This is a genomic window from Bordetella pseudohinzii (assembly GCF_000657795.2).
Taxonomy (GTDB): Bacteria; Pseudomonadota; Gammaproteobacteria; order Burkholderiales; family Burkholderiaceae_B; genus Bordetella; species Bordetella pseudohinzii.
Window position 1 is genome coordinate 70,130 of record NZ_JHEP02000012.1, and the last position, 14,746, is coordinate 84,875.

The 14,746-nt window shown below is 67.0% G+C and carries 14 protein-coding genes; 10 read left to right on the forward strand and 4 right to left on the reverse strand.

The window, feature by feature from the left end; genetic code table 11:
- Window positions 1-133 precede the first annotated feature (133 nt).
- The 8 genes from L540_RS15645 (at window position 134) to L540_RS15680 (ending at window position 8,401) form a co-directional block, all read left to right on the forward strand.
- Window positions 134-1,078 (forward strand): Bug family tripartite tricarboxylate transporter substrate binding protein, encoded by a 945-nt coding sequence (locus tag L540_RS15645; RefSeq protein WP_043214040.1) that lies wholly within the window; start codon window positions 134-136, stop codon window positions 1,076-1,078.
- Window positions 1,075-2,010 carry a LysR family transcriptional regulator gene (locus tag L540_RS15650; RefSeq protein WP_048026511.1) on the forward strand — a complete coding sequence of 312 codons (936 nt, stop codon included), beginning with the start codon at window positions 1,075-1,077 and terminating at the stop codon, window positions 2,008-2,010. Before L540_RS15645 ends, L540_RS15650 begins: the two co-directional genes overlap by 4 nt.
- 44 nt (window positions 2,011-2,054) lie before the next feature.
- Window positions 2,055-3,011, forward strand: a complete 957-nt coding sequence (locus tag L540_RS15655) for a Bug family tripartite tricarboxylate transporter substrate binding protein (protein WP_043214038.1) — start codon at window positions 2,055-2,057, stop codon at window positions 3,009-3,011.
- A gap of 13 nt (window positions 3,012-3,024) precedes the next feature.
- Window positions 3,025-4,245 (forward strand): CaiB/BaiF CoA transferase family protein, encoded by a 1,221-nt coding sequence (locus L540_RS15660; RefSeq protein ID WP_043214036.1) that lies wholly within the window; start codon window positions 3,025-3,027, stop codon window positions 4,243-4,245.
- 15 nt (window positions 4,246-4,260) lie between these two features.
- Window positions 4,261-5,046, forward strand: a complete 786-nt coding sequence (locus tag L540_RS15665; protein WP_043214032.1) for an enoyl-CoA hydratase/isomerase family protein — start codon at window positions 4,261-4,263, stop codon at window positions 5,044-5,046.
- 237 nt (window positions 5,047-5,283) lie between these two features.
- Window positions 5,284-5,871: a cysteine dioxygenase family protein gene (locus tag L540_RS15670; RefSeq protein ID WP_269430911.1), complete on the forward strand. Its 588-nt coding sequence runs from the start codon at window positions 5,284-5,286 to the stop codon at window positions 5,869-5,871.
- 8 nt (window positions 5,872-5,879) lie between these two features.
- The gene (locus tag L540_RS15675; protein WP_048026513.1) at window positions 5,880-7,457 is read left to right on the forward strand and encodes a rhodanese-like domain-containing protein; all 1,578 of its coding nucleotides are present in this window, start codon (window positions 5,880-5,882) and stop codon (window positions 7,455-7,457) included.
- Between the two features lie 71 nt (window positions 7,458-7,528).
- A complete protein-coding gene (locus L540_RS15680) occupies window positions 7,529-8,401 on the forward strand; it encodes a LysR substrate-binding domain-containing protein (RefSeq protein WP_043214030.1) in 873 nt (290 codons plus the stop codon).
- A 26-nt stretch (window positions 8,402-8,427) separates the two neighbouring features.
- Here L540_RS15680 and L540_RS15685 read toward each other — a convergent pair whose 3' ends face one another.
- From L540_RS15685 to L540_RS15695, 3 genes are all read right to left on the reverse strand, one after another.
- Window positions 8,428-9,237, reverse strand: coding sequence for an SAM-dependent methyltransferase (locus L540_RS15685; protein WP_043214028.1), 810 nt, complete (start codon window positions 9,235-9,237; stop codon window positions 8,428-8,430).
- Between the two features lie 133 nt (window positions 9,238-9,370).
- Entirely contained in the window at window positions 9,371-10,072 is a 702-nt protein-coding gene (locus L540_RS15690) for a glutathione S-transferase N-terminal domain-containing protein (RefSeq protein WP_043214026.1), read from the reverse strand.
- Window positions 10,073-10,194: 122 nt separating this feature from the next.
- Complete coding sequence (locus L540_RS15695; RefSeq protein WP_043214024.1) at window positions 10,195-10,800, reverse strand: TetR/AcrR family transcriptional regulator; 606 nt, start codon at window positions 10,798-10,800, stop codon at window positions 10,195-10,197.
- A gap of 105 nt (window positions 10,801-10,905) precedes the next feature.
- On the opposite strand from L540_RS15695, the gene L540_RS15700 reads away from it, so the two are divergent.
- The gene (locus L540_RS15700) at window positions 10,906-11,646 is read left to right on the forward strand and encodes an SDR family NAD(P)-dependent oxidoreductase (RefSeq protein ID WP_043214023.1); all 741 of its coding nucleotides are present in this window, start codon (window positions 10,906-10,908) and stop codon (window positions 11,644-11,646) included.
- A gap of 21 nt (window positions 11,647-11,667) precedes the next feature.
- On the opposite strand, the gene L540_RS21270 is transcribed toward L540_RS15700, so the two are convergent.
- Window positions 11,668-12,618 carry a LysR family transcriptional regulator gene (locus tag L540_RS21270; RefSeq protein WP_053073228.1) on the reverse strand — a complete coding sequence of 317 codons (951 nt, stop codon included), beginning with the start codon at window positions 12,616-12,618 and terminating at the stop codon, window positions 11,668-11,670.
- A gap of 136 nt (window positions 12,619-12,754) precedes the next feature.
- Between L540_RS21270 and L540_RS15710 the strand changes: the two genes are divergently transcribed.
- Window positions 12,755-14,710: a flavin-containing monooxygenase gene (locus L540_RS15710; RefSeq protein WP_048026514.1), complete on the forward strand. Its 1,956-nt coding sequence runs from the start codon at window positions 12,755-12,757 to the stop codon at window positions 14,708-14,710.
- Window positions 14,711-14,746: the final 36 nt, after the last annotated feature.

The window sequence follows — 14,746 nt, forward strand, 5'->3', positions numbered from 1 at the left end:
AGGTTTGCGATCCGCGCCGGTTCATAACGCAATGCTGAGAACAGCTATTAGCGAAACCCTGTGATGCGGCACAGCCTTCCTTCCTAGAATGCGTCTACATTGAAAAAAGCGCCCCCGAGGCGAGGAGACATCCATGCAGGCTATGAAGTGCTGGCTGGCGGCCGCCGCCCTGGCCGCGGCATCCCTGGCGCAAGCCGCCGATCCCGAGCGCATCGTCGTGCCCTATGCCGTCGGCGGCATCACCGACCTCTATGGCCGCGTGCTGGCCGAGAAGCTCCAGGCGGGACAGTCCCATCCCGTCCTGGTGGACAACCGCCCTGGCGGCGGCGGCGCCATCGGCACCGCCTTTGTCTCCAAGAGCGCGCCCGATGGCCGCGTGATCCTGCTGGGCAGCGTGGGCACGGCCACCAACCCGGCCATGATCAAGGCGCTGCCCTATGATCCGGCCGACCTGCTGCCCGTCGCCCAAGTGGCCGTCAGCCCGCTGGTGCTTTATGCGCGCGCCGATCTGGCCAGCGACGTGCCCGGCCTCATCGCCTACGCCCGGCAGTCGCCGGGGCGGCTGAGCTTCGCCAACTCCGGCGTGGGCTCCAGCCCCAACCTGGCCGCCGCGCTTTTCGCGCGCGAGCTGGGCCTGCAAGTCACCCATGTGAGCTATCGCGGCACCTCGGCGGCCATCAACGATCTGCTCGGCGGCCAGGTCGACGCCTATTTCGACACGCCCCAGGCCATGAATCATCTGGCTTCGGGCCGCATCCGCGCGCTGGCCGTGGCCAGCCCGGAACGCCTCGCCCAGGCGCCCGACCTGCCCACCCTGGACGAGTTGGGCATCCCCAATGTCCACGCCTCCAGCTGGTGGGGCATCTTCGTCTCCGCCAAGACGCCCGCGCCCGTGGTCCAGGCCTTGCAGGCGCGCCTGGCGCAGGTTGTCGGCGATCCGGCCGTGCGGCAGCGCGCCGCCGAGATGGGCGCCATCGCGGTCTACCGCGGCCAGCCGGCCTTCCAATCCTTCTTCGATAGCGAGGTTCGGCGCTGGGGCGCCATCATCGCCGCCGAAAAACTGTCCGCGCAACCATGAGCACGAATCAAGACGGCGGCGGCTGGGATCTGCGCGCGCTGCGCATTTTTTCGATGGTGGCGCGCCATGGCAGCATCACCAAGGTGGCCATCGATCTCGGCGTAAGCCAACCGGCGGTCAGCCGCTATCTGTCCATGCTGGAGAAGCAGTGCGGCGGCTATCTGTTCACGCGCAACGGCCGCGGCGTGAGCCTGACCGAACTGGGCAAGCAGGTGCTGCCGATGGCCGAACAGGTGCTGGCCAGCGCCAGCGACCTGAACGATGTGGTGGCCGCCGCCCAGGGCCGCGTGACCGGCACGGTGCGCATCGGCACCCTGCCATCGCTGAGCGAACCGCTGATCGTGCCGCTCATCCTGCGCGTGCAGCGCGAGCATCCCGGCATCCAGCTCCAGATCGTCGAAAGCGCCGCGGGCCAGATAGAAAGCGGGCTGCAACGCCGCGAGATCGACATCGGCCTGCCCTATCGCAGCCACGACGCGCTGGGCAATGACGAAGACGTGCTGCTGCGCCTGCCCTCCTATCTGATCGGCCCGCCGGGCGACCGCGTCACGGCCGCGCCCCAGGTGGCCTTCGCGCAGTTGGACGGCCTGCCCCTGGTGCTGTCGCGCAAGCCTTCCTCGGTACGCATGATGCTCGACGAAATGGGCCGCCGCCACGACATCGAGATCCGCGTCATGGTGGAAGCCGATTCGGGCCTCATACAAAAACAGATGGCCGTCAGGCGCGCCGCCTACACCGTGCTGCCCTGGCATGTGGTCGCCGCCGAAGTCAAGCGCGGCGAACTGCAGGCCGCCGAGATCGTGCAGCCCTCGGTGCTGCGCATTGTCTCGCTCATGTTGACCGACCGCCCCACCCAGGCGGTCAAGGTCGTCGCCACGCTGTTGCGCCATCTGGCGCGCGAGGCCGCGCCCCGGCTGGCCGCCCGCCCATGACAACAATCAGCCCGCCCGCCGGGCAGGCACACAAGGAGACTCCCATGAAACGCCTTATCCCCGCCGCCCTGCTGGCCCTGGCCGCATTTTCGGCCCCCGCGCCGGCGGCCTACCCGGAACGCCCCATCCGCCTGGTGGTGCCCTTCGCGCCCGGCGGCGGCGCCGACATCACCGCGCGGGTCGTGGCCGAGAGCCTGAGCAAGCGCCTCGGCCAGCAGGTCGTGGTCGAGAACAAAGCCGGCGCGGGCGGCGTGATCGGCGCCGGCGCGGTGGCCCGGGCCGAACCCGACGGCTACACCCTGCTCTACACCACGCCGGGACAGCAGATGACGCTGCCCTATCTAATGAAAAACATGCCCTATGACCCGGCCGACTTGCGCCCGGTCTCGCAGGTCTCGCTGGCGCCCAGCGTCCTGGTGGTCAACACCAAGCTGGGAGTCAAGACGCTGGACGAACTCATCGCGCTGGCCAAGAAGCGGCCCGGCGAATTGAACTTCGTCTCGGCCGGCATCGGCGCCTCCAGCCATCTGAATGGCGAACTGCTGCAAATCCTCGCCGGCATCCAGCTGCAACACGTGCCCTACAAAGGCACGGGCGAAGCGGTCAAGGACCTGGTGGCGGGCAATGGCGACCTGGCCATCGACACCGTGGGCATCTACACCTCCTTCATCAAGGACAAGCGGCTCATTCCGCTGGGCGTGACCACCAGCACCGAGCTCGCCATCCTGCCCGGCGTGCCGCCGATGTCGCAGGCGCTGCCCGGCTATGACGCCTCGCCGGTGAACTACATCTCCGTGCCCAAGGCCACGCCCGAGGCCATCGTCCAGACCCTGGCCAGCGCCATCCAGGCCAGCATCGCCGAACCCGAGGTCAAGGCCAAGATGCTGGACCAGGGCATCCTGGCGATCTCCAACACCCCTGAGCAAATGGCCGAACTGCTCAAGAAGGAGCAGACGCGCTGGCGCAACGTCATCAACCAGGCCGGCATCGCCGAGAAGTAGCCCCGGAGTTTCCATGTCTCATCCGCTTTCCCATATCCGTGTCCTCGATCTGAGCCGTGTGCTGGCCGGCCCCTGGGCCAGCCAGACGCTGGCCGACCTGGGCGCCACCGTCATCAAGATCGAACAACCAGGCGTCGGCGACGACACGCGCGCCTGGGGACCGCCCTTCCTGCGGCGGGAAGACGGCTCGCGCACCGGCGAGTCCGGCTACTACCTCATCTGCAACCGCGGCAAACGCTCGGTCACGGTCAACCTCAAATCGCCGCGCGGACAGGCGCTCATCCGCCGCATGGCGCGCGAAGCCGACGTCGTGCTGGAGAATTTCAAGGTCGGCACCCTGGACGGCCTGGGCCTGGGCTATGAAGACCTCAAGCGCGAAAACCCGCGCCTGATCTATTGCTCGGTGACCGGCTTCGGCCAAAGCGGCCCCCGCGCCCGCCAGCCGGCCTACGACTTCATGATCCAGGCCATGAGCGGCCTGATGAGCATCACCGGCGAAGCCGATGACCGCCCCGGCGGCGGCCCGATGAAAATCGGCGTGCCCATGGTGGACCTCATCACCGGCCTGTACGCCGCCACCGGCATCCTGGCCGCGCTGGCGCGGCGCGAAGTCAGCGGCGAGGGCGAACACGTGGACATGGCCATGCTGGACGTCGGGGTGACGCTGCTGGCCAACCAGGCGATGAACTATATGCTCTCCGGACAGGTGCCGCCGCGGCGCGGCAACCGCCATCCGAACATCCAGCCACAGCGGGTCTACCAATGCCGCGACGGACGCATCATCATGGCTGTCGGCTCGGATGCGCAATTCGCCAAACTGTGCCGGGTGCTCGGCCACCCCGAGATGGCCGAGGACGAACGCTTTCGCAGCAATGCCGGGCGCGTCACCCATCTCGATCAGCTCGATCCCTGGCTCGATGAGCAACTGAGCCGGCATGACAAGGCCGCGCTGCTGGCCGCGCTGGAGGCCGAGGGCGTGCCCTCGGCGCCGATCAATACCATCGCCGATGTCTTGCAGGACCCTCAGGTCCGCCATCGCGGCATGCGCTTTGACGCGCCGCATCCCGAGGGCATGCCCATGCCGCAGCTGCGCAGCCCCATGCAGTTCCGCAACAGCCGCCTGCGCCTGGACCAAGGCCCGCCGACGCTGGGCCAGCACACCGACGAGGTGCTGGGAGAACTGGGCCTGTCGGCCGGCGAAATCGCGCAACTGCGCGCCGAAAACACCATCTGACTCCGGACCCTCCCCATGGCTGACTATCAACGCTTCTCCACGCTGCGAGTGCAACTGCAAGATCACATCGCCACCGTGTGGCTGGCCCATCCGCCGGTCAATGCCGTAAACACCGCGCTCATCCAGGAACTGACCCTGGCGCTGGACATGTTCGGCGAGGACCCCGATGTGCGCTGCGTCATACTCACCGGAGAGGGCAAGGTCTTCTGCGCCGGCGCCGACCTCAAGGGCCGGTCGCAGATGCTGGCCGAGCCGGCCGGCCTGCCGCAGCATTCGCGCCGCACCCGGGAACTCTTCCACGCCATCCGCGAATGCCCCAAGCCCGTGATCGCCGCGCTCAACGGCCCGGCCCTGGGCGCGGGCCTGGGCATCGCCGCGTCCTGCGACATCCTGGTGGCGGCCGAGAACGCCAGCCTGGCCCTGCCGGAGGTCGATGTCGGGCTGCTGGGCGGGGTCAAGCATGCGCAACGGCTGTTCGGCCACTCCCGTCTGCGCCGCATGATGCTTACCGGCTTGCGGGTGCCGGCCGCCGAGCTGTATCGCCTGGGCGTGGTCGAGGCCTGCGTGCCGCCGGAGCGGCTGATGGCCGAGGCCGGCGAGATCGCGCGCCAAATCGCCAGCAAGAGCCCCGTCTCCGTGCAGTTGATGATCCAGACGGCCAACGCCATCGAGGACATGAGCTTGCGCGACGGCTATCGCTACGAGCAGGACATGACAGCCCAGGTCGCCAAGACCGAGGATGCCCAAGAGGCCCGGCGCGCGTTTCTTGAAAAGCGCCCGCCGGTCTTCACCGGGCGATGAGGCGCGATACCTATTCGCGAATCCTTAACATCCATAAGGCGGTCGGGGGAGTTTTGCCGGCCGCCTTACCTAGGATTTTCCCTGATACGCCTGCCTCCCAGGCAAGCCCAGGATCGCGCTTTTCCCTCTGTGAACGCCCCATTCATCAGCAGGGCTTATGGATTTTGCCGCAGCGCTAATTTGAATCCGGCGCGCCGGCTCTTTAAGGTGGGCACTCTTCGTCCACAGGAGCCATCCATGCAGCACGCCCAACCGGGGGCCGGCGAGATCCGCGCCACCATCGACCAGATCAAGACTTTGTTCGCGCAAGAAGGCGAAAACCGCGCCACCCTGGCCCGGACGCTGGACAAACTCATCGGCCTGGCCGCGCACAAGGACTGGTGGAATGCCGAGCGCTATCCGGCGCCCGAAGCGGGCGAGCTGCAGGCCCGCTACCTGATCCAGGAGGACGATGACAAGTCGTATGCGCTATACCTGAACGTGATGCGCCCGGGCAAGAAAATCGTGCCGCACAACCACACGACCTGGGCCTGTATCGCCGCCGTCGAGGGCGTGGAGCTGAACTACACCTACGACCGCCAGGACGACGGCGGCCAGCCCGGCCGCGCCACGCTGGCGCAGACCGGCACCGTGGTGGTCGCGCCGGGCAGCGGCATCGCGCTCATGCCCGATGACATCCATGCCGTGCATATCGAAGGCCAGGACGTCATCCGCCATCTGCACATGTATGGCCGCGCGCTGGAGACGCTGGACCGCCGCATCGCCTTCGACCTGGAGCAAGGCACCTGCCAGCGGATGGCCATAGGCGTGAAGACGCGCCAGTGAGCCAAGACATGTCCAAGGACTTGAACCCGGCCTTCAGCGCCCCCCTGGCGCGCACGGACGCCGCCACGCTCAAGGACTGGCTGCACGACGGCCAGGAGATCGCCCTGCTGGATGTGCGCGAACATGGCCAATATGGCGAGTCTCATCTGTTCTACGCCGTCAACCTGCCCTACAGCCAGCTGGAATTCGAGGCCGCCCGCCTGGTGCCGCGCAAATCCACCCGCATCGTCGTCTACGACGAGGGCAAGGGCGTGGCCGACCAAGCCGCCCGGGCGCTGCGCGCGGCCGGCTACGGGCAGGTAACCGTGCTCGACGGCGGAGTCCAGGCCTGGCAGACGCGAGGCTATGCGCGCTTTGCCGGCGTCAATCTGCCCAGCAAGACCTTCGGTGAACTGGCCGAGCACGCGCTGCGCACGCCGGCCATCAGCGCCAAAGCGCTCAAGCAGCGCCTGGCCCGCGGCGAGGATCTGGTGGTGCTGGACGGCAGGCCCTATGCCGAGTTCCAGAAAATGAGCATCCCCGGCGCCATCTGCTGCCCGAACGGCGAGCTGGCGCTGCGCATCGACGAGCTCGTGCCGGATGAAAAAACCACTATCGTGATCAACTGCGCCGGCCGCACGCGCAGCATCATCGGCGCCCAGACCCTCATCAACCTGGGCATCAAGAACCCCGTCTACACGCTGGAGAACGGCACCCAGGGCTGGTATCTGCAGGATTACCGCCTGGATCACGGCCAGACCCGCCGGCACGGCCTGAGCGCCTCGCCCGAACAACGGGCCCGCGCGCGCCAGCGCGCCCAAGCCCTGGCGCGGCGTCATGGCATCGGCGCCATCACGCCCGAGACCTTGCGCCGCTGGCAGGCCGAAGCCGGCCGCACGACCTATGTCTTTGATGTGCGCACGCCCGAGGAGTACGCCCAGGGCACCTGGCCCGGCGCCGCCCATGCCCCGGGCGGCCAGCTGATACAGGCCACCGATCAATACGCCGGCACGCGCGGCGCGCGCCTGGTGCTGGTCGATGGCGAAGGGGTGCGCGCGCCCGCCGTGGCGAGCTGGCTGCGCCAGATGGGCTGGGAAGTCCATGTGCTGGAAACCACGGCCCTGGATGCGCCCCCGGCGCCCGCGCCCGGCGTGCCGGCCACGCTGCCGCGCATCGCCAGCGCCCAGGCCGCCGCGCTGCTGGCCGAAGGCCGGAGCTTCATCGACCTGCGGCCCAGCATGGCCTATCGCAAGGAACACATCGCCGGCGCGCAATGGCGCATCCGCGGCCTGGGGGAAGCGCTGCCGCCCGGCGCCGTGCTGGTGGCCGATGACGCCCGGGTGGCCGAGCTTTACGCCCGCGACCACGGCGGCCAGGCCGGCGCGCGCCTGCTGCTCGATCCGCCTTCGCAATGGCGCGCGGCCGGCCTGCCGCTGCAGGCCACGCCAACGCTTCCGCCCGACGAGGCCTGCATCGATTTTCTCTTCTTCGTGCATGACCGGCATAGCGGCAACAAGGCCGCCGCCATCCAGTACCTGGCGTGGGAAACGGATCTGGTCAACCAGATCGACGAACGCGAACGCGCGTCCTACCGCTTCATCCCCTGACGCCCTTGGCGGCGCCATCGGCCGAATTGCGCTATGGTCCGCGGTGCTAGACCCTTCTATCGAGAATCGCCATGCGCAACCTGGATCTGGACCTGCTGCGCACGCTGGTCGCCATTGCCGAACATGACTCGTTTTCGGCCGCCGCCGACAGCCTGCACAAAACCCAATCGGCCATCACGCAGCAGATGCAGCGCCTTGAAAGCCTGATCGGCCTTCCCCTGTTCGAGAAACGCGGCCGCAACAAACGCCTCTCCCGCCATGGCGAGAAGCTCGTCACCTATGCGCGGCACATGCTGGCCATCAACGACGAGGCCCTGCGCTCTCTGCAGGACAGCCTGCTCGAAGGCGAGCTGCGGCTGGGCTCGCCGCACGACGTGGCCGACAGCATCCTGCCCAGCGTGCTGACCCATGTGGGGCGCACCTTCCCGCGCATCAAGCTGGAGATCCGGGTGGACCGCAGCCCGCGCCTCATGACGGCGCTGCGCAACGGCGAACTGGACCTGACCGTGTCCACGCGCTTTGACCAGGATTTCGAAGGCGTGGTGCTGCGCACCTCGCCCACGGTATGGCTGTGCTCGGCCGATTATGTGCATGACATCCATGCGCCCGTGCCCCTGGTGCTGGCCGACGAACCCAGCATCTTCCGCCGCATCGCGCTCAATGCCCTGGAGCAATCCCAGGTGCATTGGCAAACCAACTACGTCGCGCCCAACCTGGTCGGCATCAAGGCCGCGCTGCGCGCCCGCCTGGGCATCACGGCGCGCAGCGTCGAACTGCTTGGCGCCGACATGCGGGTGCTGGGCGAGAAAGACGGCCTGCCGCCCCTGCCGGACGTCAATTATTTCCTGTGGATGCGGCGCGGCCTCATCAATCCGTTGACGCGGCACGTCTACGACATGCTCAAGACCAGCCTGCGGCTGTCGGCCGACAAGACGACGGGCTAGCAGCAAGGGCCGCGCGGCCCTTGCGCCTAGGGGATGCGGGTGGCCGACCAGCGGCCCGAGCCGTTGACCGTGCCGGTGATCGTATCGCCCTGGACCTCGCCAACATAGCGGTCGCCGCCAGCGACAAAGGCGATGCGCGCGCCGTCCATGCGCGCCTCGCGCAGCGTGATCGCATCGGCGCCGTCATGCAGATTACCGTCCAGCTTCTGGAAACGCTGGTTCAGCGTCAGCCGCTTGCCCTCAAGCCGCCAGCTGCCTTGCACCTTGGCCGGCACCACCCACTTATAAGCATTGCAGTAATTGATGCAATCGCCGCCCGCCTGGGCGGTCTCGTCCGGCGTCCAGTCGTCCATATTGAAGGAATTGGACACCACCCGCGTGCCCGGCTTCATGTCCAACAGGATGGGCCGCAGGCGCAGATTGAGCTGCGGCAGCAGGAACAGCGTCACCACCGTGGCCTGGGAGAAATCCGTCTTGAAGATATCGCCTTGCTCGAAGGTCGCGGTCTTGGACACGCCCTCGTCCTGGGCGGCCTTGCGCGACAGGGCCACGAGGTCCGGATTGAACTCCACCCCATGGGCGCGCACCCCCCGCTTGGCGGCCGTGATCACCGTGCGGCCATCGCCCGACCCCAGGTCCACCAGATAGTCCTGGGGCGTGACCTCGGCCATCTCCAACATGCGATCGACCAGCGCCTGGGGGGTGGGCACCCAGACCACGTCCTTGCCTTCCTGGCCCACCGTGGGCTGGTAGGCCGGGGCTTTCTGGGCCCAGGCCCCCGCCGTGGCCAGGCCCAGGGCCAGCACGGCCGCGGCCCGGCGAATCCGGATCTTCATTGCATCTCTCCTGAAATGAGCTGGGTGGGAACGTCGTCCTCCGCCATTTATTCAGCTAGTTGTCAGAATATGCAATGTACCGGCTGTCCGCCGTCATGAACAGGGTTTGTTACAGCCAGCGGCCCGCCACGCGCTAGGCGGACGGAATCGTCAAGCCGCGCGCCACGGCCGGCCGCGCCACGAAAGCATCCAGCACGCGCTTCACATTGGCGAAGCGCTCAAAGCCCACCAGCCCGCCCGCCTCATAAAAGCCGACCAGGTTGCGCACCCAGGGAAAGATGGCGATGTCGGCAATGGTGTAGGCATCGCCCATCACCCATTGGCGGTCCTGCAGACGCTGGTCCAGCACGCCCAGCAGCCGGCTCGACTCGGCCGCATAGCGGTCACGAGGACGCTTGTCCTCATAGTCCTTGCCGGCGAATTTATGGAAGAAGCCCAGCTGGCCGAACATCGGGCCGATACCGCCCATCTGGAACATCAGCCATTGCAGGGTCTCGAAACGGCCCGCCGCATCGGCCGGCAGCAAGGCGCCCGTCTTGCTCGCCAGATAGACCAGGATGGCGCCCGACTCGAACAGGCCCAGCGGCTTGCCGTCGGGACCGGCCGGATCCAGGATGGCCGGGATCTTGTTGTTCGGGCTCAGCGACAGGAACTCCGGCGAAAACTGATCCTGCGCATCGAAACTCACCCGGTGCGCCTCATAAGGCAGGCCGGTTTCCTCCAGCATGATGGACACCTTCACGCCATTGGGCGTGGGCAGCGAATACAGCTGGATGCGGTCGGGATGGAGGGCGGGCCATTTGCGGGTGATGGGGAAGGCGTCCAGGGCGCTCATGCGTAGTCTCCGGGTGAAGGGGTGGCGGACATGCTAGCGCATCGGCGGGGATTCTCGGCGCCCTGCGCGCCGTTGCGGCGGGCGGCCCCTGGCGGCCCGGGCGACAGGCGCTGTCTGGCGCCTCAGCGCGGCGCGCCCGCCAGCGCCGGCCAGGCCGCCAGGGCCGAAGCCGCGATGCCCTCCAGCTCGCGCCGGCTCGCGCCGTCGCGCGCCTGGATGGACATGCCCTGCTGCACGGTCACGTAATAGCGCGCCATCGCATCCAGGTCGGCGGCCGCGGATATCTCGCCCGCGGCCGCCCCGGCCCGCAGGCGCTCGCGCAGGTCGGCGATATTGGCGGCCCGCATCTCGACCAGGCGCTTGCGCATGGCGCCGGCATGGTCGTCCAGGGCCGACAGCACGATCAGGCAGCCGGCCGGCTTGGCGCGGCGCGTGAACACCCGGGCCGATTCCATCAGATAGGCCTGGACGGCCTCGTAGGCGCTGCCGGCCCGCGCGAGCGCGCTCCAGATTTCCCTGCCCTCGGTGGCGCTGTAGTAGGCCAACGCCTCGCCGTACAGGGCCTCCTTGCTGCCGAAGGCGGCGTAAAGGCTAGGCGAGGCAATCCCCATGGCGGCCGTCAGGTCGGCCATGGACGCCGCTTCGTAGCCTTTGCGCCAGAAGACCTCCATGGCGCGCGCCAAAGCGGCCTCGCGGTCGAAACTCCTGGGACGGCCTCGCTCTGCCATGATGGATATCCAAATTCTGTATTGATTGACAAATAAATGCTTGACGCCGGGAACGACTCTACCATAGCATTTTTGTACCGATCACTACAAAATTAAGGAAATCCCATGAGCACATTGCAAGGCAAGAAGGCCCTGGTCACCGGCGGCAGCCGCGGCATCGGCGCGGCCATCGCGCGCCGCCTGGCCGCCGAAGGCGCCGACGTCGCCATCACCTACGAGCGCGCGGCCGACCGCGCGGCCCGGGTCGTGGCCGACATCGAGGCGCTGGGGCGGCGCGGCCTGGCCATCCAGGCCGACAGCGCCGACCCCCGCGCCGTTCCCGCGGCGGTGGACGAGGCGGCCCGGTCCCTGGGCGGGTTGGACATCCTGGTCAACAACGCCGGCATCTTCCGCGCCGGCCCCATCGAAGACCTCAGCCTGGCCGACATCGACGCCACGCTGAACATCAACGTGCGCGCTGTCATCCTCGCCAGCCAGGCCGCGGCCCGCCACATGGGCCAGGGCGGACGCATCATCTCCATCGGCAGCAATCTCGCCAGCCGCGTCCCGGCGCCGGGCATGAGTCTGTATTCCTTGAGCAAGTCGGCCCTCATCGCCTGGACGCAGGGCCTGGCGCGCGACCTCGGGCCGCGCGGCATCACGGTCAACATCGTCCACCCCGGCTCGACCAACACCGAGATGAACCCGGCCAACGGCGAGCACGCCGACGCCCAGCGCGAGCGCATGGCCATCCCTGAATACGGCTCGCCCGACGACATCGCCGCGCTGATCGCCTTCGTCGCGGGCCCGCAGGCGCGCTCCATCAACGGCGCCGGCCTGACCGTGGACGGCGGCGCCAACGCCTGAAGCGGCCGCGCCGGCTGAGAATCAAAGGCGCCGCACCGAGGCGTCCAGTTCAGGAAACTTGCTCGACCACATTTCCTTGATCTCGCGCAGCCGGCGCGAAAACATGCCACTGAAGCGCCTCGCGGCCAGCGTGGGAGGTGACCGCAGGTCATGCAATAGAAAGAGATCGAACTGCACACGCGGATTGGAGATGGGATAGATGAAATACTGCTCGGTGTCGATCTGGTCGGCCACCGAGTTCATCAGGCAGATCGCGCCCCAGCTGGAATGCCGGATGCTCTCCAGGGTCGCCACCATGCCGTCTATCTTGATGACCTTGCGCGCCTTGACGCGGCCGCTGGCGATATAGCTTTGCATGGTGGATCCCAACAGATGCCGCTCCGAAGGAATGACCAGGACCAGATCGTGCATCGTCGACAGATCGCAATGGCTGAAGGTCGGGCCGTTGATGGGCTGGCTGGACACCAGCACGAACTCGTCGGTAAAGCCCAGTTCGCAGGACAGGCTGGTGCTATCTAGCGGCATGGCGCCCAGCCCCAGGTCCAGCGTCCCGGCCTGCACCAATTCGGTGATATTGCGCGCATACCCCTCGGTGACGGAAATGTCCACGGCGGGATATAGGCGCAGAAAATCGTCCAGCACCTTACCCAGCACGTTCTTGCACATGGATGAGGTCACCCCCACCTTGAGCGAGCCGGTGACGACATCGCCGGCCACCAGGTCGAGGATTTCTTGCTTGGCCGCCGATAGATCGCGCGCGATGGGCACCGCCAGCTCATAGAGCCGCCGGCCCGCCACGGTTGGCGTCAGGCCGCGCTGGCTGCGCTCGAACAGGGGCGTCCCCAGCTCTTCCTCCAGATTGCGCACCTGCATGCTCAGGGCGGACTGCACCACATGCATGCGCTCGGCGGCGCGCGTAAAGCTGGCTTCTTCAAAAACGCCGATGAAGTAATGCAGGGCCCGGATCTCCATGGCCTGTGTCTCCTCCGGTGGGCCGGCGCCGCAGCGCCATCAGGATTCCTGATCCCACCCATCAATCAATATCGTCATGCCCGGCCGGGATCATCCCTAGACTGCCGCCATGCCTTTCTTATCAGGTCTGGAGACAATGAAGTATCCCCCCGAGAATATATTCCATGCGGCCACGCGCGATGAAGCCGCCTTGCGCGCCGCGCTCGAAGAAGCCGACATCGTGCCCGCCGCGCTCGTGCTGGTGCACCTGACGGGCGATCTCGCGATTCTGGACGAGATGACGCCCCACATCCAGGGCGGCTGGAACTATATGGAAAAGGTGCCGGAACCGCTGCGCCGCCGCATCCGCGAGCGGCTGGTAGCCGTGCTCAAGGAAAAGGCCGCCGACCCCCGCCTGCCAGCCCTGCCGCCGCCGGATGTCCTGCATCGCATCATGAGCGCCAGCGTGGGCGCGCAAATGCCGCCCGAATACGTGCCCCTGTTCATCGAGGAGCTGGGCCTGGCGCAGGCCAATACGCGCGCCCTGCAATGGCGCCGCGACCCGGCCCCCCTGGGCCTGGCGGATTTCCGCGTGCTCATCGCCGGCGCCGGCCTGTCAGGCATCTGCGCGGCCGTGCGCCTGAAGCAGGCCGGCATCCCCTTCGTCATTCTGGAACGCAACGAAACCGTCGGCGGCACTTGGCACGAGAACACCTATCCCGACTGTGGCGTGGACACGCCCTCGCATTTCTACTCGTACTCCTTCAACCCCAACCCGGAGTGGTCGCGCTATTTCGCCAAGCGCGACGAAATCCAGCAGTACATCGAGGACACCACCGACAAGTTCGGCTTGCGCGAGCACATCCGCTTCGGCGTATCGGTGCAAAGCGCCCGGCTGGACGAGGAAAGCGGCCTGTGGCTGGTGCACAGCGTGGATCGCGACGGCCGCGCCCAGGCCCAGGCCTGCAATGTCTTCATCACCGCCGTGGGCCACAATGTGCCGGCCACGCCGAGCATCGAAGGCCTGCAGGATTTCCGCGGCGATGTGGTGCACACGGCGAAATGGGATCCGGCCGTCAAGCTCGACGGCCGCCGGGTCGCGATGATAGGCACCGGCGCCAGCGGCATGCAGGCCGGGCCCGCGCTGGCGCCCAAGGTGGACAAGCTGACCATTTTCCAGCGCTCGCCGCACTGGGCCATGGGCAATCCCAATTACCACCGTGCCGTCGCGGATGGCCAGAAATGGGCGCTGCGCCACATCCCCTACTTCAATCAGTGGGCGCGCTTCCTGATCTTCTGGGCCGCTTCGGACAGTTTTCACGACAGCCTGTTCATCGACCCCGATTGGGACCAGCCCGATATCTCGCTCAATGCCAAGAACCACCAGATGCGCGAGAACATCCTGGCCTATATGCGCGAACAGCTCGGCGGCGACGAAGCGCTGATGCGCAAATGCACGCCGGGCTACCCTCCCTACGGCAAGCGCCTGCTGCGCGACAACCATTGGTTCGCGACGTTGAAGCGCCCCAATGTCGAACTCGAGACGGACGCGATCGCGTGCGTGACGGCCGACGGCATCCTGACCCGCACGGGCAAGCTGCACGAGGTCGACGCCATCGTCATGGCGACCGGCTTTCACGCCTCCAAGCTGCTGTGGCCCATGGAAATCATCGGCCGGGGCGGCCGCAGCATCCGCGAACTCTGGGGCGACGACGATCCCCGCGCCTACAAAGGCATGAGCGTGCCCGGTTTTCCCAATCTGTTCGTCCTGGCCGGCCCCAACACCATCCTCTCGCATGGCGGCAGCGCCATCTTCCATAGCGAGTGCCAGGTCACCTACATCCTGCAGGCGGTACGCGAGATGGTCGAGCGCAATCTGCGCACGCTGGAAGTCCGCCGTGAGGTGCATGACCGCTACAACCAGCAGATCGACGAACGCCATCGCAACATGGTCTGGGCCCATCCCGGCGTGACCAGTTGGTACAAGAACAAGCACAACCGCGTCACCATGACTTCGCCCTGGCGCCTGGTGGACTTCTGGTCCCTGACCCGGGAATTCAACCCTGACGATTACCTCTGCACCACGGCAGCACCCTATGCGGCAGCGGCCTGACGGCCACGACATTGCTTTGATCAACACAGGAGTCAT